Genomic DNA, 21,665 nt, shown 5'->3' on the forward strand with positions numbered 1-21,665 from the left:
GCTAGCCTCTCGTGGGGGCCCTGGCTATGACCGCACCCGCCCGCCCGGTGACCTCGGTCATTCCCGCATCGGTAAGCAGCCGGATGACCTCCTTGTGCTTCTGCCGCTTTTCATAGCGCGGCGAATACCAGTCGAAGGTATCGAGTACCGTCCAGGCATAGCGCTGCTCCGGCGTCAGCACGCTGTCGTGGACCGGGCAGATGGGAATCATCACGTTCAGTGTCCGAAACACCGGAAGGCGGGCGAAAGCCGCCGTCAGGGGAAAGAACACCCGGACCAGGGCCCGCGAAAGCGCCAGGGTGGCCCCGGTGGGAAGATGGGGCGTGACAAGGCGCAGTGCGTATTTGATTCCCTGAAGCCAGGGCCAGAAATCTGCCTCGTAGAAATTATAGGCCAACCGCCCTCCCGGCTTGAGAAAGGCGGGCAGCCCGCTCATCAGTCGCTTTGGGTCGGGGGTGTGCTGGATCACGCCCATGCAGAACACCCCGTCGAAGATGCCGCGCCGTAACGGCAGGTCGAAAATCGACGCCTGAATGGGCTGGACCCGCCCGTCCCAGGCGGCGGTGGTCTCGCGGCAGGCGTTGACGGCGGAGGAAAGGTCGCAGGCGATCACCCGCGCGCCGGCCGAGGCCGCCACGTCGGAGAAGCGGCCCGCCCCGCATCCGGCGTCAAGGATCAGCTTGCCCTCCAGCCAGGCCGGGTCCCAGCCGCTGTCTCCGAAAAAACGCCCCGCCGACAATTGGTGGCCGCTGAGGCGGTCGATCTGCAAAGCTCGCCACTTATTCCACTGGAACCCGAAATTGCCGCAATAATCGGCCCCCGCCGGCGTGAAGCGCGGTACACCGCCCCGCACGGGGAATCGGGCGTCGCAGGCCGGGCAGGCCAGTTCCCCCTCAAGGATGTCGTCGCCTTCGCGTGCGGTGACGGACAGGGACAGCCCGACCTCGCCGGGGCAGGTGGGACAGATCAGGTGCTCGATCAGCCATTCCCTCATGGTCGCAGGCTTTCGTTCCGTTCAGGTGGGGAAAGAGTATGGTCCAGCCCGGCAGCGGCGCTGCCGTCCTTCATGGCGAGAAGTGTGAAGACTGCGGTCAGCCAGAAGGAAGACTGCCACCATCCCTGCCAGAATCCGAAGCTTCCCGCCGCCATGATGAAGGCGGCCATGGCCGCTGCCGCCATGTCTCCCCTTAGGGCGGCGGGCGGGCGCGCGACGCGCGACAGCAGCCAGACGAGAAAGACGCCGAACATTACCGCGCCGACCGCGCCAAGCTCGAGCCAGAGCTGAAGCACCGCACTGTGGGGGTGAAGGGGCAGCACGGGCTCGGTCAGTTCTGCGACCCTTACCCCCTCTACATAGCGGCGCACCACCACCTCCTGATCGCCTCCGGGAAAACCGCGCGAGGCATCCATGCCCCAGCCCAGGATGGGACGCTCGGCAATGCGCTGGGCGGTGAACCCCCAAATGGTGACCCGATGATGAGCCGATGGCGCCAGGAAGGTCCAATGCTGGAAGGTATGGCGGGGCGACGGCAGGTGAGAGGCTGCCAGTGGAATGGCCAGGGTGGCAGCCACCAGCAGGGCGCCGACCATGCCCGGCCCCCGGCGCGGTGCAAGCATGAGGGCCAGGGTGACCGCGATGCCCGCGCCGGTGGCGAGTTTGGCGGTGGAACTGTGGCCGAACATCACAAGGGTGATCATGGCGGCGATGGCCAGTCCCTGGACCGGGACGGTGAACCGGCGGCGCATCATGATGCGTATCGGCCAGATCAGCAGGGCCAGGATGACGATGCCCCGCTTGACCGGATGCGTCTCGGTCAGGCGGGTCGGCAGATCGGTCCAGTCTGTGAGCAACTGACCCGCCAACTGATCGGCCAGCAAGGGGGCGGCCACCAGCCCGAAGCCCGCCAGCAGGGCGATGCGGACCGGTCGAAGCGCGGTGGGGGCGAGCGCCAGCCCGGCGGCCAGGCTGGACAGTCCCGCCAGGAAAATTCCCAGGAGGCGCAGGGTGGCGGTGGCGGCCTGTTGCGGCATCTCGGCCCACAGGCTGCTGATGGCGGCCCATGACACCAGGGCGACGAGCAGGGCCAGGAGGGTGACGGGAAGGTGGCGCCACGCCCGGACGCGGATGACAAAGGGCAGAACCGCCGTGCCCAGAATGGCCAGTTCGACCGTGATGCCCAGGGGGGCGACGACGGCCAGGAACGGAAAGACGAAGGCCGCCGCGGCCAGCAGCCAGACCGCTATGGTTTCGGACGACAGGCCCGGCGGCGTCATGGCGCGCGCCGTCCCCACAACGCCGTCCACGAGCGGGCGAAGGTCACCATGCGGCGGAGGTGCTGTGCCGCCTTGTGGCGCCACACCGTCCGGCCGAAGGCTTGCGAGCAGCGGTCGAGAAGCCCGGATGCGTCGCATCCATGGGTCCGTGCCAGCCAGGTGGTCGTGGCGGGTTCCAGCAGAATTCGGCCGGCGAAATCGAAATGGCCGTGGGCCATGGCCAGGGCCGCCAATTGCAGGCGGCGCTCCATGGATTGGACGGAATCGGGCGAGCGGAAGAACAGGAAGTCGCCCTGGACCAACTGGCCGCGGGAATAGGGAATGGTCTGAGCGGCGGCCTGGGGGTGGGCCACATAGCCGTGGACCCGCCAGTGGTGGGGACGCATCAGGTCCATCAGGACGAAGTCGTGGCCCCGCAGGAATGCCTCCACGTCCCCGGCCAGGGGCTGTCCGTGACGGAAGGGCAGAAACGAAACCTCGGCCTTGACGGTCAGCAGATGCTCGAGGGCCCTGGGGGCGGCCTCGAGGATTTCCAGTTCCGCCCCTTCCACGTCAAGCTTGAGATAGGCGGGGTTCGTGACGTTCGCCTCGTCGAGCACGTCGTCCAGCACGCGGGTCTGAACCGCGACGGCATGATCGAGCTGGGAAAAATGCCGCTTGCCGAATGCGCCGGCGATGGCGGGGTCGTGGCGCAGCAGCGACGAGCTTGCCGGATCCTGGGGGACGTAGAGGGTTCGTTCGCCGGTGGTTCCCGCCAGGGCATGGGGCAGATGGCGCAGTGACCGCCAGGGGCCGCTTCCCTGGCCGGAAACGGCCCGGAAGGCGGCGGGCTCGGGTTCGAAGCCAATGGCATCCACGGCGCCGGCGATGGGTAGAAGGTCGGACTCGAATCCGCCCCGCGACCCCACGTCCAGGCAAGCGAGGGGATGCGCTGCGAGCAGTGGTCCCAGCCCCGCCTGTAACAGCAAACTCGGGGTCACGCCGTGCTTCCCGGTAAAATCTGAACGGTCCCGGTTCTATCGCGTTGGTACGCGGAAGTAAACCGAAAGCCTTTTCGCCCAGCTGTCAGCGGGCGGGGTGTTTTGGGTGAATTTCCAGGGCCGATGGGCTATATAGCCTCCATGTCGATGCCCGTATCCTCCGATACTGATCAGACCCTGGCCCAATTGGCGAAGGTTGCCGCCACCCCGCCCTGGACGTCGTCTCCGGCGGGCGGGCCGCGAGTCCTGTTCATTTCCCTTTACTGCTTCAAGTCGTTTCCGGTGCGCGGCTTCCACCAGTTGGCCCGCCAGTCGGGGATCGATTCACACGCGGTGTTCTTCAAGGACAATCTGACCAACCGCCATACCCCCATCACCGAAGACGAGATCGGCTATCTGAAGGCGCTGTTGCGCCGCATCGACCCCGACATGGTGGCCGTCAGCGTGTTGGCCCCCTATGTGCCGGCGGCGCGGCGCGTCATCGCGGCGGTGCGCGAGATCACCGATGCTCCGGTGGTGGCGGGCGGCAAGCACCCGACCATCTCGCCGGACGAGGCGCTTGGCTACGCCGACTACGTCTGCAAGGGCGAGGGCGAGCTGGTGGTGCTCGACCTCTTCGAGCGGCTGCGGGCCGGATCGCGGGATTTCTCGGGCATCCAGGGATTATGGCATCGGGATGCCGAAGGCCGGACGGTGGACATGGGCCAGCGCATGCTGATCCAGGACCTGGACCTCATTCCCTTCGAGGCCTATGGCGAGCCGCAGATGCACTTCATCGAATACGGTCGCCTCTACGAGAGCGACCCGGAGATGGAGGCTGAGGAAATCCTGGTCATGGCCGGGCGCGGCTGTGTCTACATGTGCAGCTACTGCGTCAATTCACTGCTGATTCCCATGAATCGCGGCAATGGACGTTTCGTGCGGCTGCGCAGTCCCGCCAACGTCATCGCCCAGGTCATGGACCGGATGGCCCGTCAGCCCAAGGCACGCTTTGCCAGTTTCAACGACGAGGTATTCGGAGTCTTCGACGACTGGACGCGGGAGTTCAGCGAAGCCTACCGTCAGGCTGGCGGGCCGCCGTTCAATTGCGAACTGGTTCCCAAGCTGATCAAGGAGAAGAACGTCCGCGCCCTGGTCGAGGCCGGGCTCTACGAGATGCATTTCGGCATCCAGTCCGGATCCGACGAGATTCGTACCGATGTGCTGAAGCGCCCGGGCAAGAACGTGGAATTGCTGGAAAAGGCCCGCATGCTGGCCGAATGCGGCGTCCAGGTGCAGTGCGACCTGATCCTGGGCAATCCCTTCGATACCGCCGAGGCCCAGGAAGAGAGCATCCGCCTGCTGGCCGCCATGCCCCAACCGCTCAAGCTCAATACGTATCTTATGCAGTATTTTCCGCATTATCCCCTGACCGAGCGGGCCCTGAAGGAAGGCCTGATCAGTGCCGCCGACCTGACCGAGGACAAGGTCGCGGACCGCACCCTCTATAACTGGATCTACAAGCCGGACGTCACCCACTTTGACCGCAAGACCATTCTGGAAAACTGCATCTACCTGATTCCTTGGAATACCGCCCTGGTCTGGTGGCTGGCCAAGCGGTCGTGCGAACGGAGCAATCCGGTCCTGGGGGCGATGGTCAACGGCCTGGCGGCCTGGCGCTATCAGCTGGATTTCTGCGCCAATCCCGCCCTGGTCTGGCTGCGGCGTCTGTGGCTGGTGGGGCGCATGGCGGCCACCGGCGATCTGGGTGGATTGCGGCGGCGGTTGGCGGCACGCCTGGCCCGCTCGACCTGAACGGCCGCCATGAAAGCCGTCAACCTGCTGGCCTCCCTGCGGCTATCGGTCACCACGGCCCTTCACACGGCCATCGGCCGCCTGCTGGGGCGCAGCCACGTCCCGCATCCGCGCACCTACATGTTCATCGAGCCGACCAGTCACTGCAACCTCGAGTGCAGCTTCTGCACCTATCGACTGGGGTTGCGGCCCCGGCGGGTAATGGAGATCGACCGGTTCCGTGATTACGTAACCCAGGCGCTGGCCATGGGTTTCGCCGACATCGTCCTGACGCCGATCAACGGCGACGTGTTCATGGACAAGTCCATCCTGGACAAGCTCCGCCTGCTCGACGCCGCCCTGGACGGGCAGGCCGGGTCCGAGGCGGGAATCCTGCTCTACACCAATCTCATCGGCGCCGACGCGGTCCAACTGGATGAGATATTGTCCATGCCGCGCCTGAAGCTGTTCGTGGTCAGCCTTTACGGCCATGACCTTCCGACGTTCGAGCGCATCACCGGACGCGGCGAAGTCCAGTTTCGCCGCCTGCTCGACAATCTGGCGACCTTGGAGGTCATCGTGCGGGCCCGGGGCGTCCTGCCCGGCCTTTCCTTGTGCATGCGCAGCGAGTGCGGCTATGGCCTGGACGCTTCATACGACGGGCCGCTGCACGTCCTTCTTCGCCGGCTGGCGTCGCTTGGGGTGCCGGTGGCGGTGCAGAACGATCTTGACGATTGGGGCGGGTTGGTGAGCGAGGCGGATCTCGGCGGCCTCGACATGCGGCTGATCCAGGGGCGCCTCGTACCCAAGAACGGGGCGTGCATCCAGCCCTTCTTCAACGTCCAGATCCTGGCGGACGGACGGGTCAACGCCTGCGCCTGCCGCGCCGTGCGCGACGATCTGATCATTGGCAATCTGAACCGCGACAGCCTGGCCACCATCCTGTCGGCCGACAACCGGGCCTATGCCGGGCTGATCGAACGGCAGCAGGCGGGGGATTTCCCCGAAAGCTGCCGGGGCTGCTCGTTCTATCGCAGCATCTATGACGGCCGCATCAGGGACGCCTCCAGGCTGGGCTGGATCAGCCTGGAGGAGTTTCGGCGCTTTATCGCCGCGCCGTCCAAGGCACCGTTTCCGCAGGGAAAGTCCGCCCCAGGCGGGTGAAATGCCCATTGTGCTGGGGCGTTCGATCCCCTACAAATCAGGGATTCGCGTCAGTCATCCCGAGTCCTCGGCCGGAGGAAGGTGCCCCGTTTTCTGGGGCAGGTGCGCCTGTGCCGTACAGTCAATGCGTTCGAAGGGTGTCTTTCCGTGCGGGTTCTGATCAATGCGCTGCACTCGAAATCAGGCGGCGGCTTCACCTATCTCAGCAACATCGTCCCGCTGCTGGCCAGAGATCCGCAACTGGAACTGCACCTCGTCCTGCATGCCAATCAATTGAACCAGTACGAGGGCTTGGCCGACTTTGCCCGCCTGCACATCTTCCGGTTCGGCGAGAGCATGTCGCGCACCTTCTTGTGGGAGCAATTCGTGCTGCCCCTGGTGGCCCGGATCGTAGAGGCCGACGTGGTCTATTCGCCGGCTAATTATGGCCCGCTCATGGCGCGCCACAGCATTCTGCTGGCCCGCAATTCCCTCTCGGTGGTCATGAAGGAAGCCCGCCCCACCAAGATCGCCTACTGGGCGGCGGTGGCGTTCATGACCCTGGTGTCTATGTTCGTGGCAAGGCGGGTCGTGGCAGTGTCCAATTACACGGTGTCCAGCCTGACCCGATGGCCCTTCACCTGGCTGAAGTCCAAGATCACGGTGGTCAATCACGGCATCAATCCTGAGTTCCATCCGGGAAACGGGGAACGTGGCAATGCGCTGCTGGCCGTCGGCGACATCTATATTCAGAAGAATTACCACACCTTGCTCGATGCGTTCTGCCGATTGCTGGAACGCTATCCTGACCTGACGCTGACCATCGCCGGCAAGCCGCTGGATACCGGGTACGCGGCGGATCTTTACGCCACGGTGGCCGAGCGGGGGGTGGGCGACAAGGTCACCTTTCTCGGCCATGTCCGGCCGTCCGAACTGTGCCGCCTCTATCAGAGCTGCCGTATCTTCGTCTTTCCATCGACGGTGGAGACCTTCGGCAATCCCCTGGTCGAAGCCCTGGCCTGCGGAACGCCCACGGCCTGTTCCAACCGTACCGCCATGCCGGAAATCGCCGGCGATGCCGTGGAATATTTCGATCCCGAGGACGTGGATTCCATGTGCCGGGCGGTGGAGGTCCTGCTGACCGATCCGGCCCGGCGGGCAGAGCTTTCCGAGCGCGCCGTGCGCCGTGCCGCCGACTTTTCCTGGGTCCGCTGCGCCGAGCGGTTGGCGGGGATTTTCAAAGAATCGGCCCGCTGACCATGAGCCGCGGGTCGCTGCTGCTGGTGACTCTTCCGCCCTTCCGGGGCGGCGTGCCGGCCAAGGCCGCCATCATGGCCGGCCGCCTGCGCCGGTTGGGCTGGACGGTGACCGTCGCCTACTACGCCACGCTGAGCGACCACCCGGATCTGGTGGTTCCATCCTGGCGGCTGTTCCGCGGCGCGCGGCCCGGACAGGCAGAAGGCCGGTGCTGGGACGACTTTGCCTGTCATGCGATCGGCTGCCGCTTCCCCGAGCTGGAGGCCCCCTATACCGCAATCTCGGCTCCCTGGCGGGAGTTGGTGGCCCGCCACGACCGGCATCTGGCCATCGGCGGGACGCCGCTGGTGGCCAATATCCTGGTGGAGTGCGATGTTCCCCATCTGCTGTGGTGCGCCTGTCCGGTGGATGACGATCGCAGGGACCGGGTCGAGGCCATGGGATGGGGGCGGCGCCTGATGGACCGTAGTGTGGTCCGCCCCCTGCTCCTCGCCCAGCAGCGCCGGGTCCTGGCCTCGCCCCTCTGCTCGGTCATGGGGGTGAGCCGATACACCTGCCGGACCCTGGCCGGACAGGGCGGCACCGACCCCCATCTGCTGCCAATTCCCACGGATTCTGACGCCTTCACGCCCCCGGCCCGACCGGCCGAGCCCGGCACCATCGGCTTTGCCGGGCGGTTGGGCGATCCGCGCAAGCGGGTGCCGCTGTTGCTCGAGGCGGTGGCCGAAATGCGCCGGTCCGGTGTGCCCGTCCGGCTGCGGCTGGCCGGCGAGGCGCCGCCGGAGTTGCCGGCCCTGGCCGGACGGCTGGGAATCGCCGGCGAGGTCGAGTTCCTCGGCCATGTTCCGGCGGAAGGCTTGCCGGCCTTCTACCAGAGCCTGGACGTCTTCGCCCTGCCTTCGGCGCAGGAGGGGCTGGGCATCGTCGGGGTCGAGGCCATGGCCTGCGGCGTACCGGTGGTCGCGGCGGCCCGGGGATACGGACCCGACGACTATGTCATCGACGGGCAGACCGGCTGGTTCTCGCAAGGAGATGCAAAGTCCCTGGCCGAGCGTATCGCGGCGATCGTCGCCGACCGGCCGGCGCGGGACGCCATGTCGGGGGCGGCGCGTGCTCTGGCGGTGGAGCGGTTCGGGCTGGCGGCCTTCGAGGAGGGGCTGGCGGACAACTGGCGGCGACGGTGGGGGGACGAGCCGTGATCCGCCTGCTCTACGTGGTCAGCCACCCCATCCAGTACCAGGCCCCCCTGCTGCGGCTGATCGCTGCCCAAGCCGGCATTCATCTGCGTGTGCTGTTCCTGCGTTATCCCGATGGGGCGATGGACCCCGGCTTCGGCCGCGTCGTGCACTGGGACGTGCCGCTGCTGGAGGGGTACGAGCATGCGCGGTTCGACCCCGCCACCCTCGGCCGCGAGCTGCGGGCGGCCGACGTGGTCTGGCTGCACGGTTGGCAGGGCTGGCGGATGAAGGCGGTGCTGCTGGCCGCCAAGCTGCTGCGGCGCCCCGTGCTGATGCGGGGGGAGAACTGGGACGGCGCCATGCCCGATGGCCCCGGCTGGCGGGGTGCGGCCAAGCGCGCCGCTCTCGGGACCCTGTTCCGCCTGTGCCGCGGCTTCCTCGCCATCGGCAGCTGCAACGCCCGCTATTACGCCCGTCTCGGGGTGCCGCCCGACCGGGTGTTCTCCATACCCTATGCCGTCGACAACGCCTTCTTCGCCCGCCATGCTGCCGCCGCGCCGCCCGATCTGCGCGCGCGGCTCGGTCTGCCGGACGGGCGGCAAGTGGTGCTGTACGCTGGCAAACTCAGCCGCCGCAAGCACCCGCATACGTTGCTCGCCGCCTGGCGGAAGGCCTTTCCCACGCACGAGGGCCGCCCCGTGCTGGTCTTCGTCGGAGATGGTGAGATGGCGGCCGAACTGACGGCGGCGGCGGGAGAGGATGTCCATTTCCTCGGCTTTCGCAATCAGACCGAGATGCCGGCGCTTTACGCCCTGGCCGATGTTTTCGTCCTGGCCGCCGAGCGTGAGGCCTGGGGCTTGGCCATCAACGAGGCCATGGCCTGCGGTACCGCTGTCATTGCCAGCACCCAATGCGGCGCTGCCCATGATCTGGTGGACGGGCAGGTGGGGGCCATGGTGCCGCCGGGTGACGTGGAGGCCCTGGCCGATGCCTTGCGCTGGGTCCTGCCGCACGCGCAAGACTTGGGCGGGCAGGCGCGCCGCCGGATCGAAGGCTGGGATTTCAACGCCGATCTTAAGGGGTTGCAGCAGGCCCTGGGAGATGTGACCGGACAGCGGGGAGGCTCCGCATGAGAATCCTGTTCGTCGCCGAATCGGTTCCGGGCTCGCGCTCGCTGCAGCGGCTCGAGGCTTTGCGCCAGTTGGGCCACTCGGTGCGCTTCGTGCCCTCGACGCCCGAGGGGCATTCCTGCGAGCGGGCGCCGTCGTTGGCCTACCGCATCAGCTATCGCCTGCGGGTTCCCTTCGATCTGGCCGGCGTCAATGCCGCCCTGGCGGGCCTGGACGCGCGCCAGTTCGATCTGGCCCTGTTCGACAATGCCCGCACCGTGCGCCGCCGCACCCTGCAGGCGATGAAAGCCGCCAATCCCGACCTGGCGCTGGTGTGGATTTCGGAAGATGACATGGTCAATCCCCGTCATCTGACCCGCTGGCTGGCGGCCGCCATTCCCCAGTTCGATCTGTGGGTGACCACCAAGTCGTTCAACGCCGAGCCCGGGGAGATGCCGGCGCGCGGCGCGCGGCGGGTTCTGTTCGTCAACAATTCCTACGACCCGTCGCTTCACCGGCCCCTGGCGATCAATGCCGGGGAGCGGGCGCGCTTCGGCGCCGACATCAGCTTTGTCGGCACTTTCGAGGCGCCGCGCGCCGCCAGTCTTCTCCGTCTCGCCCGGGCGGGGCTGACATGTCGGGTGTGGGGCAATGGCTGGGGCGGTCTGGTCGGCGCCCATCCCGGACTCGTGGTGGAGAACAAGCCGGTATACGGCGAGGATTATGTCCGGGTATTGTGCGCCAGCAAGATCAACCTATGCTTTCTGCGGCATTTCAACCGGGATCGGCAGACCACCCGATCCATCGAGATTCCTGCGTGCGGAGCGTTCATGATGCACGAACGGTCGGACGAGATGGCGGCCCTGCTGCCGTCCGAGTATGCGGCGGCCTATTTCGGCGATGACGACGAGCTGGTGGCCCAGTGCCGCCGTTGGCTGGCCGACGATGCGGGCCGCGCCGCCGTGGCCGCCGCCGGCCGCGCCCGGGTCCGCGACCTGGGGCTCGGCCATGGGGAAGTCCTCGAACGGGTGCTTGCCGCCGCGAAGAGTCCGTCATGAGAATCCTGATGAACGCCTTTTCCGCCAAGCGTGGCGGCATCCTCACCTATACCAGCAATATGCTGAAGTCGCTTCGTGACCGTGGTGTCAAGGTGGTGGTGGCGGTCTCGCCGGAATTCGATCTTCCCGAGGGAATCGAGGCGATCCGCCACCCGGTCGCCAATTACAACCCCACCCATCGCCTGCTGTGGGAGCAACTGGTCTGGCCGAAGGTCGTGGCGCGGGTCAATCCCGACGTCTTGTTCTCGTCGGCCAATTTCGGCATACGGCGCTCGCCGGTGCCGCAGCTTCTGCTGATGCGGGAGGGGGGCCTGTTCGACCCCTTCTATCTCCATTTCGTCGCCCCCAGCCAGGGGATCAAGCTGGCCGCATGGCGCTTCATGCGGCGCAAGCTGATGCTGCAGTCCATGATCTGGGCCGACAAGGTGATGGCTCCCTCCCAGGCCATGAAGGATCTGCTGGCCCAATGGCAGCCGGAAAGCGCCGAAAAGGTCGTGGTCAATCGTTATGGCACCCTGGACGGCGTCTTCAATCTGAACGAGCGATCCCGCATATGGCGCGAGGATGGGGTGCTTCGCCTGCTGTACGTGTCGGTCTATTACCCCCATAAGTCGCCGGGTGATGTTTGCCGTCTGGTGGAGCGGCTGGAGGCGGCCGGCATCCGGGCGCATGCCACCATTACCATGCAGATGGAAGACGCGGCCAACTCGCCGGGCGGCGCCCTTGACCTGCGGGCCATGGAGCGCCTCTCGGCGGCGGGTAAGCTGACCCTTTGCAAGGTGCCGTATCACCAACTGCCCGAGCTTTACAACAGTCACGACGTTTTCGTTTTTCCGGCGGTGGCCGAGACTTTCGGTCATCCCATGGCCGAAGCGCTGAGTTCCGGTCTGCCGGTGGTGGTCGCCGACACGCCGGTGGCGCGCGAGGTTTGCGGCGATTGCGCCCTTTACGCCACGCCCTTCCGGCCCGAGGAGATGCTGAAGCAGGTCCTAGCCCTTGACGCCGATCCGGCCCTGCGCCAGCGGCTTGCCGTGGACGGCCGGACGCGGGTGCTGTCCGACCTGCAATGGTCCGATCACGTCGACCGTCTGATCGGGCTGTTCGAGACCATGCGGCGCTGATGAACCACGGGGCTGAGCCATCCTCCGATAACGGACCGGCTGAGTTGGGGTTGGGCCGGGCGTTCCTGCGTAACGGTGCGCTGCTCATGGGCAGTTCCTTGGTGCAGTCGTTGGCGGGGTTCGCCAGTCAACTGATTTTGATGCGGCTCCTAGTGCCGGCCGATTTCGGCGGCTTCGCCCTGGCTCTTGCCAGTGTCGGCTTGGTGCAGGTCATCTTTTCCCCCTGCCTCGGCACGCTGGCGATCCTGGCCCGGGATGACGAGTACACCGAAGACTTCCGCTACCGCCTCAACTCGGCCATGGCCATCGAGGCGGTGTTTTCCCTGGTCCTCATGCTGATCTGGCAGGCCATGGTCGGCATCTCGTCCCTGTGGGTCTTTCCCCTGATCCTGACCCTGGCGCTGGGTCACTGGCTCAACTCGGTGACCACCTTCTTCGAACGCGGCATGCCCTATCGCCACCTGACCGCCATCGAGACCGGCTCGCAGGTCACCGGGCACGCGGCGGCGTTGCTTCTGGCCCTGGCCGGGGCGGGGGTGGCCAGCCTCTATCTGCGCGAGGCGGTGGTGGTGGTGGTGCGTCTCGCCATGATGTTGAGGATTGGCGCCATTCCCCGCTGGCCGTTGCGGTGGGTCAGTCTGGCGGAATGGCGTGGCCTGTTGACCGCGACACGGGTTCCGTGGCTGGACGGCATCGTCGACGGCGGGTTCCAGCGTCTGGTGACCCTGGCTGTGGGCATGCTGTGCGGCACCCACGGTACCGGATTGTTCGTTCAGGCGCAGCGTCTCGCTCTGGTGCCTCACCAGCTTCTGTCCCCGGTGGTGGTGCGATTGGCCGGCAACGTCTTCTGCCGCGTCGGGGGGCATGACGCGTTTCATACCCTGGTGCGGATCGGAGGCCTGCTGTTCCTGCTGCTGGCCGGCGCCGCGGCGGGGGCCTGGACCTTTGCCGACGTGGTGATTCCCTGGCTGTTCGGGGCGGGCTGGCGCGAGGCCGGACCGGTCATGGCGGCCATGGCCGGCGTGGTCCTGGGCTACAGCATGTTCGAGTTGGTGCGCGCCTATTGTCTGGCGCAGCGCCAAAACGCCCTGCTGCTGACCGGGCGGGCGATGCAATACGTCATCTTCGGCTTGGGCTGCCTGCTGGTGGCCGGCGATGCGTCGGCGGCCAGGCTGGGTATCGTCATGTCGGCGGTGGCCGTCCTTTCGGCGACAACCCTGATTACCGGCCTTGCCATCCGGCGGAGCGTGCGGTGATGCGGATCGTCGCGGTCAACCACCATCACCCCGACGCGCCGGTCATCGGAGCGGTGCGGGTGGCGCGCTTTGCTGCAGCCCTGGCCGAGCTGGGTCACCGGGTCGTTCTGCTGACCGGCGCCCTTGATCCGACCGAGCCTCCCGCCGATCCGGCGCATGTGGCGGCAGCCTTGGCCGTCCACGACTGGCGCCAGCCGTTTCTTCTGGCATGCCCGTCCCGCCCCTTGCCGCTGCTGGCGGCGGCGCGGAACGGCGGTCTGCCGCGTCCGCTCCGCCGTTTGGTGCTGGCCGGGCATTACCTGCGTCATGGCGGGGTCTTCACCGACTGGCGCGAAGGCAGCGCCGCCTATTGGCCCCTGTTGGCCGAGGTGTTCCGGCCCGAGGTGACCTGGGGAACGTTCGGCAATACCGACGCCTGGTCCATTGCCCGGGGAATTGCCGCCCTGTCCCGCTGCCCCTGGGTCATGGACATCAAGGACGTGTGGGAGGCCTTCGTGCCCCGTCCGGTCAGCGGGCTGGTGGCGCGGCGCTTCGCCGATGCCGCCGCCTGTACCGGCCTGTCCCAGGGGCACCTGGATAATTCCGGCCGGCATTTTCGCCTGCCAAAGACCGCCATCTACAGCGGGATTCCGGAAGAATTGCTGACGCCGGCGCCGCCCTCCCTGCCGTTCCGCATCACTGTCACCGGCAGCAGCTATGGCTGGCTGGATGGCATGATGGCCGGGATCGGCCGTTTTCTCGACCACCTGCCCGACGACGCGCGGCGTGAAATCGTGTTCACCTATGCCGGTGGCGAGCATGAACTGGTCAGGCGGGAGGCCGCCGCCCTGAAGGGGCGTTGCGGTCTCGATATCCGGCCGTTTATTGCCCTGGGAGATCTGGCCGGGCTGCAGCGGCAGGCCTTTCTGAACCTTTACGGCCGGATGGTGGGCCAGCCCGGCTGGTTCCACCACAAGGTGTTCGAACTGCTGGCCGCCGACCGCCCCATCGCCGCCTTTCCAACCGAAACCGCCGAAGCGGTCGATATCGCCGCCACTTGCGGCGGAGACTTGAGCCTGTGCCCGGATTCCGAGGCCCTGGCCCAGGCCCTGGAACGCACCTGGCGGGGACGGACTGCCCAGGGAACCGGCGTGGATCGCGGCGTTCTGGCGGGTTACACCTGGGCGGCCCAGGCCGTGAAGCTGGAAGCGGTGCTGACCCGCGCGGCGGGGAGGGCGCGATGAAGGTCGCCTTATGTGTCCATGGCCGTTTCCACGCCTTCGAGCTGGCGGGGGAACTGTCCCGTCACGGCTGTCTGGCCCAATTGGCCACCACCTATCCCGCCATGGTGGCGCGGCACTTTCTGCCCGAGGGCGTGGCCTTGCGCACCGCGCCCTGGCTGGAGGCGCTGCGGCGCCTGTGCGGCAAGCTGGGCGTCGCCACGCCCGACCATCTGATCGCCCGCCGCTTCGGCGCCTTCGCCGCCGCCACGCTGCCCCAAGGAGCCGATATCCTGGTGGGGTGGAGTGGAGCCTCGCTGGAGGCGGTGCGCGAGGCACGCCGCCGCGGCATGGCGGTGGTGATCGAGCGCGGCTCGACCCATATCGTCCATCAGAACGCCGTGCTGGCCGAGGCCCACGCCCGGCTGGGCCTACGGTTCGCCGGCATCGATCCGCGCCTGATGGCCCGCGAGGTCGAGGAATATGCCCTCGCCGATCTGGTGGTCACCGGTTCGTCCGCCGCCGCCGCCACGTTCGCCCCCCAAGGGGTGGATGCGGCCAAGGTGGCCGTCAATCCCTATGGCGTGGACCTGGAGCGCTTTGCACGCGTGGTGCCGTCGCGCCGTCCAGGGCCGCCGCGCATCCTGTTCGTCGGCCAGGTGGGGGTGCGCAAGGGCGTGCCCTGGCTGCTGGACGCTTTCGCGCGCCTGGGTGGCGATGCCGAACTGCATCTGGTCGGCCCCGTGGAGTCCGCGTTCCAACCCCTGTTGACGCGATGGCCGGGCGAGCGGGTGCATCTGCATGGGCCATTGCGGGGAGAGGCGTTGGTCCGAGCCTTCGCCGACGCCGACCTGTTCTGCTTGCCGTCTATGGAAGAGGGGTTCGGCATGGTGGTGCTCCAGGCCATGGCGGCGGGACTGCCGGTGGTGGCCAGCACCGCCACCGGTGCCGTGGACGTTCCCGACGCCCTGCCCATTCTGGTGGCCCCCGGTGACGGTACCGCTCTGGAAGCGGGGCTGCGCCGCGCCCTGGATAATCCCCGCCATCGCGAAGCCATGGCCGCCGCCGGCCGCCGCGCCGTGGTCGCCGGCTTCACCTGGGCCGATTACGGCCGCCGCGCCGTCGCAGCTCTTGAGCGGGTCAAAGGCGCAGGAACGCCGACAGGCTGACGGTGATCTCCTCCAGGGAGTTGTTGACCAGCGCCATGGCCGCCGCCACGTAGTGGAAGGTCAGGACGGTGGCGGTCACACGGACCCAGGGTCTTTCCACGAAGGCCTTGCGCGCCGCCCGGCCCAGTCGCTTCTTCAGCAGGCCGTCCCAGACCGCCACCGCCAGCACGCCGACGCCATGCATCAGGCCGAACACGATGAAGGCGCCGGTGGTGCCGTGCCAGGCGCCGACCACCACGAAGGTCATCATCACCGCCGCGGCCAGGGCCAGCGAGTGGAACCTGGCCGGCAGCCGCCGGTGGATGGCGAGCGACAGCGGTGCGAACAGATAGTCGCGAATCCAGCTGCTCAGCGACATATGCCAGCGTCCCCAGAATTCCTGGCAGTTCCGTGCCAGATAGGGGGCGTTGAAATTCTCGGGCAGGGTGGTGAAGCCGCAAAGCCGGGCGATGCCGATCATCATGTCGGTATAGCCGGCGAAGTTCAGGTAGAGGTAGAACGGGAACGTGTAGAAGATCACGGCGAGATCGAGCCAGTCGCTGCCCGGCCGCGCCAGCAGGGTCACCTTGGACGGTCCCAGCAGCACGGGGGCCAGGACGAAGGCCTTGATGAAGCCGTTGACCGCCCGGTGGGCGGCCGCCAGGGCCTCGTCGCGGCCGGGGCGGTGGACGCCCTTCAGGCCCGCGACGAAGTCGCCGTAGCGTTGGATCGGCCCCGCCAGCAGGGTCCAGAAGGCCAACAGCCACGTCAGGTAGCGGTACGGGGTCAGCTTCACATCGCCCATATTGGGCGCATCGATCATCAGCTGCAACTGGCGGAACAGCATGTAGGAAATTCCGACCACCGCGACCGGCTGCGCCCACGGCTGCAGCAGGCTGGCTCCGGGATAGCCCTTGATTACCAGGAACATGGCGGTCTGGAGGGCGATGGCCGCGACGATTACCTTGCCGTCGGCGCGTTCGGGCCGTCCCCAGGTCCAGCGGGCGACCGCGTAGGGCGGTACCAGGAAGACGGCCAGCACGGCCAGATCGAGGCCGTGCAGCCAACTGAGCGCCACCACCGCGCTGGCCGTGGCCAGGACGAGGGGAAAGGCGGCCGGGGCGTACCATGCGGCCAGGATACACAGCGAGGCCAGGCTGGCGAAGCCGATGCCGTCGGCAGCCAGGGGGGGCAGTGGGCCGATCATGGGCGCGCCTCCGGCCGGGGCAGGAACGCAGCCACAAGATCGGCCAGGATGGCGTGACCCTTGGCGTTGAAATGACCGTCATTGGGAAAGATCAGTTGGGGGTCGCCGGCGGCGCGAAGGGCCGGCGTGGAATCCAGCCAGGCCACGTGGCGGGCTTCCAGCGCCTGGGTCAGACGCCGTATGGGTCGGTCGGGATCATAGAGGGCGCGGTCCAGCCCGGCATGGGCCGCGTATTTCCCGAAGCGCGACGGATAAAGCGCATGGTGGGCGGGCAGCAGCACGACCATGAAGCGGGCTCCCAGCCGCCCCTCCACCAGATCGCGCATCTGGGCGACGGCGTCGGCGGTCTGGTCGAACAACGGGTCGAGGGGGCCAGGGTCGCGCCGCATCAGGTCGGGGTTGCCGCTCGGCACCAGATCGATGTCGCGAACCGCGCCGATCCGGGTCATCCACGCCTGCACCAGCGGGGCCTCGGTGGCTTTGAGCTTGATCCAGCAATAAAGGGCGCTGGACCGGAGCAAGGTGGTCTTGAGGCCCATGGGCTTGATCATCTCGATGCGGAAAAGCCGCCCGATGCTGGCCGTCAATGTCTGATGGGCCAGGGGCAGGGGCACGGCCGCCGGCTCGGCATCCAGCGGACCATAGGCCTGGATGCCGTCATTGAGGGTCATGACATAGACCACCATCTTAGGCCGGAACCCCAGATCCGCCAGCTTGCGCATCACCGGGTACTGGGTGCCGGGACCACCGCCTTCGTTGGCCAGATTGGCCACGTGGTAGCCCCGCTGCTGAAGCCGCGCCGAAAGGATCTGGTCGTCGTCGAGAGCGGTGCCGAAGGCGTTGGATTCCCCCGATACCCAAATGCCGTTCAGGTCGTCCTCGAACCCCTGCTCGCGGCCGCGCAGGCCATAGGAATTGGTCCGGTTGACCACGTCGAAATTGCCGGGGCTGAACCGGCGCTCGGCCAGGTTGGGCCGGGTATAGGTGCCGAAATAGGGGTTGGGACCGACCACATCGGGCGACAGCGCCCGGTAATGGGGGAAAAGCACCGTCCGGGCCAGCATCTCCGCGCCGGACACAATGGCCAGCAGCAAGAGCAGGGCGCCGAGCGCACGGCTAGAACTGCTGATAGGCAATGACCACCGCCTCCCCCAGATTGACCGCCAGCAATACCCCGACGACCAGCTTGACCATCAGCCAGGCCAGGGACAGGGCAGGGGACAGGCGAAGGGTCTTCATCGGACCGTCTCCGGCCGCCGCTCGACGCGCATGGGCAGGGCCGGGGCCTGCCACCCTGCCAGATCCAGCCGCCACAGGGTCGAGCCGTCCGGCTGATCGCCCAGCGGCGTGAAACCCAGCCGGGCGTAATGGTCGCGCACCATCTCGTTGCGTCCCGAAGCGATGAAGCGGCCGATCACCCCCGCCACGCCGGCAGCTCTGGCGGCCGCGGCGATTTCGGCCAGCACGGCGTTCTCGACCTTGCGGCCAAGCACCCGACAGCTCATCAGCCAGGTGTCGATCTCCCAGTCGGCGGCGGCCGGTCGGCAGATGGTCACGCCGATCATGCCGTTGTCGCCGAAGCGGTCCACCAGGCGCGCCTGCAGGGTGAAGACCGAGGGATCGGCCGCCAGTTCGGCAAGTTCGGCCTCGGTACGGCGGCGGGTGGTCAGGTTGAACTGGTTGGACTTGTTGATCAGCTGGGCGATACGGCCGCGTCCGGCGGAATCGAAAGGCGCGACGGAAAGGGTCATCTCCAGCGAGGCCAGGTAGTCGCCCAGGTCGCGGACTGTCTCCTTCAACTGGGCCCGCTCGGCATTGGCGCGGTACTGCTCGGCCCGCTTGCGGTCGTCGGCGGAAAAGGCCACTGCCTCGAAATAGCCGGCCCAGGACAGGATGCGGCCAAACTGCGCCGGATCGGCCGGCAGCTCGGGCACCGCCACCATGGGCAGGGCGGCGCGCACCTGGGCTCGCTCGGCGGGGTTGTCATCCAACAACACCATGGCGTCGAGACCGAGGTCGAGACGGCGGGCGATGGCTTCGATATTGCTGGCCTTGTCCGACCAGTTAGCCTGGAAGACCGCAATGTGCTCCTCGCGCAGCGCCATGTCGGGGTGGGCGCGGAACGGCAGGCGGGCATTGGCGTCGTCGTTCTTGGAACAGACGGCCAGCACCACGCCGCGCCGGTTCAGTTCCAGGGCCAGATGCTGGACGGCCAGATGGGCTTCGCCCAGCCCGTCGCCCTGGCCCACCACGATGCCGTCCAGGCCGTCATCGCCGATCACTCCACCCCATAGGGTGTTATCCAGGTCGAGGACCAGGCATTTACGCGACCGGCCCTTTACGGCCGCCAGCAAACGGGCGACGTGTTCGGCATAGAGGGGGACGAGGCCCTGGGCGAAGGGTAACTTGGCCAGGAACCACTGTCCGGGGTCATGCCATTGGGCGGTGCCCACGGATTCCGCCAGCCCGGCCACATCCAGGAGGTAGTCGGTACCGTTCTCCAGACCCGTCACCAGTCCGGCGTTGAAGTCGGCGGCCATGCGGCGCAGGGTCGTCGGCTGGCGGGCGTCCAGGCTGCCGAACAGGGGCTCGGGCGGGACGGCGATGGTCTGGAAAATGGCCGGGGCGCGGCAATGGGCAGCAAGGCCGCGGCGGAGTCCATCTAGTTCGGCCAGGGCGCGGGTCACGCCGTCCGGCTGGCCGGCGGCAAGGCCCAGCCCGCGGTGGTCGAGCGCCAGCAGCACCAGATCGGGCCGCGCCCGGTTGATCTCGGACTCGGGGTCGTTGGCCTGCTGGAACAGCTGCCCATAGGACCCGGTCACCACGTCGAGCAGCAGGCCGTGGCGCAATCCCGCCGCCACCAGGGCGGGAACGATCAGGTCGGTGGTGGCATTGGACAGCAGGCCCAGGCGCACGGGATCCAGACCCGCGATGCCGCCGGGCCGCAGGCGGTCGGCCGCCTTGGCCAGGGCGGCGGCCTTGTTGGCATCGAGGGCGAAGCCGGCCAGGGCGCGCAAGGCGGGGCCATCGGCGGCCGTCCGGGCCTTTTCGCGAAAATCGGCGGGCGGCGGCGCAAGCCAGGGCAGGGTGGACGGATTGGTCACGGCGACCGGCGGGGCATCAGGAGGTCTTCGCCTCGATCAAGGCCACCATGGCGCCCACATTCTTGAGGCCGGTCAGCTCAGAGATACTGAACTTGATTCCGAACTCGGACTCGACGGCGACCACTAGGCGGATATGCGATAAGGAGTCCCAGCCCTCGACCTCGGCGGCGGTCAGCGTGGGGGTGGCGATCACGTCGTCATTGTCGAACACATCCTGGAAGATCGGTGTCAACCTCTCGTAAATATTCACGATTTTCCTCGCGGATGGGGTTCGGACAGGGCGGGGGTATATACCATGTCCGGGTGCGATGGATCAATCACGCCGCGGACAGGCCGGGGCAAACGGATGGTGGAAACGCGCGTTTTTCCGTCTCTTGCCGAGGGGCGAGGGTCATGGGGGGTTACCTGGCAGCCCCTCCCCGAATGGCGAGCAATTCCGGCAGGAGCACGTCGATCGCCGGGGGCAGGCCCTGCCGCAGGATCTCGGCCGTCTGGTCGGTGAGCAGCCGGGGCAGGCGGACTCCATGGGAGCGATAGCCGGGAAACAGGGTTTCCAGGTCGGCCACCAGGATTTCGCCGGCGGCCTTGGCCATGGCGTATTCGGTCATGCCCCTGGGCCGTTCCGTGACGAAGACGGACGACGGGTAGAAGCCGGTCACGTCTCTGGCCCCCCCATCCCACAAGGCTTGAAGCAGGGCGTGATAGCCCTGGACGTAAAAGGCCATGAAACGCTCCAGCAGGGCGGCGTCGAAGGCCATGGTCCGGGCGCGCGAGATGTAGCCGGTAGCGAAGTAGTAGACATGGCTGGGACGGTTCGGCCCCAGCCCGGCCAGTTGCGTCGCCGCCGGCTGGGTGACGTCGTAGGCGAAGCACTGGGACTCTCCTCCGAAACGGCGGATTTCCTCCACGACGCGCTCGGCATCGTCTCGCCCCACCGCATAGGTCACCCAGGTCCGACCGCCGCCGGCGGCGATGGCTTTGGCGGTCAGTTCGCCCAGCCCGCGCGAACCGCCGACCACCAGCGCGGTCTGTCCGGCGAAGGCGTCGGGCGCGACGTGTCGGGCCAGATCGGCCAATGACGGCTGGCTTGGCGGGGGCGGGGGCGAGAACGCCTGGATGGTGCCATCGAAGGCGCCGTTGCCCACCGTCATGGTGACCATGCTGAAGCGGGAATCCGTGTCGGTGACCCGGTATTCCAGGGGGGGCGTCAGACCGCGATGATGCCAGCGCAAGGCAAGGCGGGAAAAGACCGATCGCAACCCCGGGCAATACACCCCCACCAGTTGCGAGCAGGCCGCCAGATCCCGCAGGACCGGCGCGCCGAACCGGGCGGCGGCGGTGGGGAAGATCGAGACGAAGTCATCGGCCGACACCACATGGGGGACGGTGCCGTGCTGACCGGCAAGATCATCGAAGGCGATGTCCCGGGGAGCGGCAGGCGGGGCCAGGACAGAGTCCCGCACCTCGTCGGAGGCTTGCGGCAGCGCCGCACCGCCCAGGCGGATGGAGGCGGCAACCTTGTCGCCGGCCACGACGGCAAGGCGCAGATCGGCGCCATCGTGGCGGCGCAGCCGCAGGCTGATCTCCTCGCCGAGATAGACCGGGTGGGGAAACTGCACTTCCAGGCTGCCGATGCCATCGGGGCAGGCGGGGGATTGGGCCAATTGCTCCAGCGCCCACAACACCGTGTGGATTCCATGCACCACCACGTCGCCGACGATGGAACGCCGCGCCGCCAAGGCGTCCATATGAATGGGGTTGCCATCGCCGGACAGCCGCGCGAAGACCTCCTGATCCCGGATGTCGAACCGGCGCGTGCCAAGGATCACGGGGGCTTCTTTGGACATGGCGGATGTTC

The 21,665-nt window shown here is 67.3% G+C and carries 19 protein-coding genes; 10 read left to right on the plus strand and 9 right to left on the minus strand.

Annotation, left to right across the window (positions count from 1 at the left end):
- Nucleotide 1: 1 nt before the first annotated feature.
- The 3 genes from XM1_RS04655 to XM1_RS04665 are packed head-to-tail and all read right to left on the minus strand — an operon-like array spanning nucleotide 2 to nucleotide 3,254.
- A complete protein-coding gene (locus tag XM1_RS04655; RefSeq protein WP_068430483.1) occupies nucleotides 2-994 on the minus strand; it encodes a methyltransferase domain-containing protein in 993 nt (330 codons plus the stop codon).
- Nucleotides 991-2,274 (minus strand): O-antigen ligase, encoded by a 1,284-nt coding sequence (locus XM1_RS04660; protein WP_172821886.1) that lies wholly within the window; start codon nucleotides 2,272-2,274, stop codon nucleotides 991-993. Before XM1_RS04660 ends, XM1_RS04655 begins: the two co-directional genes overlap by 4 nt.
- Nucleotides 2,271-3,254 carry an FkbM family methyltransferase gene (locus XM1_RS04665; RefSeq protein ID WP_082700378.1) on the minus strand — a complete coding sequence of 328 codons (984 nt, stop codon included), beginning with the start codon at nucleotides 3,252-3,254 and terminating at the stop codon, nucleotides 2,271-2,273. The genes XM1_RS04660 and XM1_RS04665 overlap by 4 nt, the downstream gene beginning before the upstream one ends.
- A 141-nt stretch (nucleotides 3,255-3,395) precedes the next feature.
- Between XM1_RS04665 and XM1_RS04670 the strand changes: the two genes are divergently transcribed.
- The 10 genes from XM1_RS04670 (at nucleotide 3,396) to XM1_RS04715 (ending at nucleotide 15,517) form a co-directional block, all read left to right on the plus strand.
- Nucleotides 3,396-5,048 carry a radical SAM protein gene (locus XM1_RS04670; RefSeq protein ID WP_172821887.1) on the plus strand — a complete coding sequence of 551 codons (1,653 nt, stop codon included), beginning with the start codon at nucleotides 3,396-3,398 and terminating at the stop codon, nucleotides 5,046-5,048.
- Between the two features lie 9 nt (nucleotides 5,049-5,057).
- Nucleotides 5,058-6,191: an SPASM domain-containing protein gene (locus XM1_RS04675; protein ID WP_068430495.1), complete on the plus strand. Its 1,134-nt coding sequence runs from the start codon at nucleotides 5,058-5,060 to the stop codon at nucleotides 6,189-6,191.
- Nucleotides 6,192-6,338: 147 nt separating this feature from the next.
- Nucleotides 6,339-7,427 carry a glycosyltransferase family 1 protein gene (locus tag XM1_RS04680; RefSeq protein ID WP_068430498.1) on the plus strand — a complete coding sequence of 363 codons (1,089 nt, stop codon included), beginning with the start codon at nucleotides 6,339-6,341 and terminating at the stop codon, nucleotides 7,425-7,427.
- Between the two features lie 2 nt (nucleotides 7,428-7,429).
- Nucleotides 7,430-8,626, plus strand: coding sequence for a glycosyltransferase family 4 protein (locus tag XM1_RS04685; protein WP_068430501.1), 1,197 nt, complete (start codon nucleotides 7,430-7,432; stop codon nucleotides 8,624-8,626).
- Nucleotides 8,623-9,738, plus strand: a complete 1,116-nt coding sequence (locus tag XM1_RS04690; protein WP_068430504.1) for a glycosyltransferase family 4 protein — start codon at nucleotides 8,623-8,625, stop codon at nucleotides 9,736-9,738. Before XM1_RS04685 ends, XM1_RS04690 begins: the two co-directional genes overlap by 4 nt.
- A complete protein-coding gene (locus XM1_RS04695; RefSeq protein WP_068430507.1) occupies nucleotides 9,735-10,772 on the plus strand; it encodes a glycosyltransferase in 1,038 nt (345 codons plus the stop codon). Before XM1_RS04690 ends, XM1_RS04695 begins: the two co-directional genes overlap by 4 nt.
- Entirely contained in the window at nucleotides 10,769-11,893 is a 1,125-nt protein-coding gene (locus XM1_RS04700; protein ID WP_082700379.1) for a glycosyltransferase, read from the plus strand. Before XM1_RS04695 ends, XM1_RS04700 begins: the two co-directional genes overlap by 4 nt.
- Entirely contained in the window at nucleotides 11,893-13,149 is a 1,257-nt protein-coding gene (locus XM1_RS04705; protein ID WP_369816040.1) for an oligosaccharide flippase family protein, read from the plus strand. Before XM1_RS04700 ends, XM1_RS04705 begins: the two co-directional genes overlap by 1 nt.
- A complete protein-coding gene (locus XM1_RS04710; protein ID WP_156428648.1) occupies nucleotides 13,146-14,372 on the plus strand; it encodes a hypothetical protein in 1,227 nt (408 codons plus the stop codon). The genes XM1_RS04705 and XM1_RS04710 overlap by 4 nt, the downstream gene beginning before the upstream one ends.
- Nucleotides 14,369-15,517 carry a glycosyltransferase family 4 protein gene (locus XM1_RS04715; protein WP_068430518.1) on the plus strand — a complete coding sequence of 383 codons (1,149 nt, stop codon included), beginning with the start codon at nucleotides 14,369-14,371 and terminating at the stop codon, nucleotides 15,515-15,517. Before XM1_RS04710 ends, XM1_RS04715 begins: the two co-directional genes overlap by 4 nt.
- Here the strand turns inward: XM1_RS04715 and XM1_RS04720 are convergent.
- The 6 genes from XM1_RS04720 to XM1_RS04740 form a co-directional block, all read right to left on the minus strand.
- Nucleotides 15,489-16,703 (minus strand): MBOAT family O-acyltransferase, encoded by a 1,215-nt coding sequence (locus tag XM1_RS04720; RefSeq protein ID WP_068430521.1) that lies wholly within the window; start codon nucleotides 16,701-16,703, stop codon nucleotides 15,489-15,491. The two genes, XM1_RS04715 and XM1_RS04720, sit on opposite strands and share 29 nt — an antisense overlap.
- Nucleotides 16,700-17,839 carry a hypothetical protein gene (locus XM1_RS04725; RefSeq protein WP_156428649.1) on the minus strand — a complete coding sequence of 380 codons (1,140 nt, stop codon included), beginning with the start codon at nucleotides 17,837-17,839 and terminating at the stop codon, nucleotides 16,700-16,702. Before XM1_RS04725 ends, XM1_RS04720 begins: the two co-directional genes overlap by 4 nt.
- A complete protein-coding gene (locus XM1_RS25125) occupies nucleotides 17,820-17,942 on the minus strand; it encodes a hypothetical protein (RefSeq protein WP_255360607.1) in 123 nt (40 codons plus the stop codon). Before XM1_RS25125 ends, XM1_RS04725 begins: the two co-directional genes overlap by 20 nt.
- Nucleotides 17,939-19,807, minus strand: a complete 1,869-nt coding sequence (locus XM1_RS04730; RefSeq protein WP_068430525.1) for an HAD family hydrolase — start codon at nucleotides 19,805-19,807, stop codon at nucleotides 17,939-17,941. The genes XM1_RS25125 and XM1_RS04730 overlap by 4 nt, the downstream gene beginning before the upstream one ends.
- Nucleotides 19,808-19,823: 16 nt before the next feature.
- A complete protein-coding gene (locus tag XM1_RS04735) occupies nucleotides 19,824-20,057 on the minus strand; it encodes an acyl carrier protein (protein WP_197603107.1) in 234 nt (77 codons plus the stop codon).
- 151 nt (nucleotides 20,058-20,208) lie between these two features.
- Complete coding sequence (locus XM1_RS04740) at nucleotides 20,209-21,654, minus strand: SDR family NAD(P)-dependent oxidoreductase (RefSeq protein ID WP_068430531.1); 1,446 nt, start codon at nucleotides 21,652-21,654, stop codon at nucleotides 20,209-20,211.
- Nucleotides 21,655-21,665: the final 11 nt, after the last annotated feature.

This window comes from Magnetospirillum sp. XM-1, assembly GCF_001511835.1.
Lineage (GTDB): Bacteria > Pseudomonadota > Alphaproteobacteria > Rhodospirillales > Magnetospirillaceae > Phaeospirillum.

Bases quoted from the DNA above. Each gene is read 5' to 3' on its own strand.
- XM1_RS04655 (WP_068430483.1), bottom strand. From the start codon at position 994: ATGAGGGAATGGCTGATCGAGCACCTGATCTGTCCCACCTGCCCCGGC.
- XM1_RS04660 (WP_172821886.1), bottom strand. From the start codon at position 2,274: ATGACGCCGCCGGGCCTGTCGTCCGAAACCATAGCGGTCTGGCTGCTG.
- XM1_RS04670 (WP_172821887.1), top strand. From the start codon at position 3,396: ATGTCGATGCCCGTATCCTCCGATACTGATCAGACCCTGGCCCAATTG.
- XM1_RS04675 (WP_068430495.1), top strand. From the start codon at position 5,058: ATGAAAGCCGTCAACCTGCTGGCCTCCCTGCGGCTATCGGTCACCACG.
- XM1_RS04685 (WP_068430501.1), top strand. From the start codon at position 7,430: ATGAGCCGCGGGTCGCTGCTGCTGGTGACTCTTCCGCCCTTCCGGGGC.
- XM1_RS04695 (WP_068430507.1), top strand. From the start codon at position 9,735: ATGAGAATCCTGTTCGTCGCCGAATCGGTTCCGGGCTCGCGCTCGCTG.
- XM1_RS04700 (WP_082700379.1), top strand. From the start codon at position 10,769: ATGAGAATCCTGATGAACGCCTTTTCCGCCAAGCGTGGCGGCATCCTC.
- XM1_RS04705 (WP_369816040.1), top strand. From the start codon at position 11,893: ATGAACCACGGGGCTGAGCCATCCTCCGATAACGGACCGGCTGAGTTG.
- XM1_RS04715 (WP_068430518.1), top strand. From the start codon at position 14,369: ATGAAGGTCGCCTTATGTGTCCATGGCCGTTTCCACGCCTTCGAGCTG.
- XM1_RS04720 (WP_068430521.1), bottom strand. From the start codon at position 16,703: ATGATCGGCCCACTGCCCCCCCTGGCTGCCGACGGCATCGGCTTCGCC.
- XM1_RS25125 (WP_255360607.1), bottom strand. From the start codon at position 17,942: ATGAAGACCCTTCGCCTGTCCCCTGCCCTGTCCCTGGCCTGGCTGATG.
- XM1_RS04740 (WP_068430531.1), bottom strand. From the start codon at position 21,654: ATGTCCAAAGAAGCCCCCGTGATCCTTGGCACGCGCCGGTTCGACATC.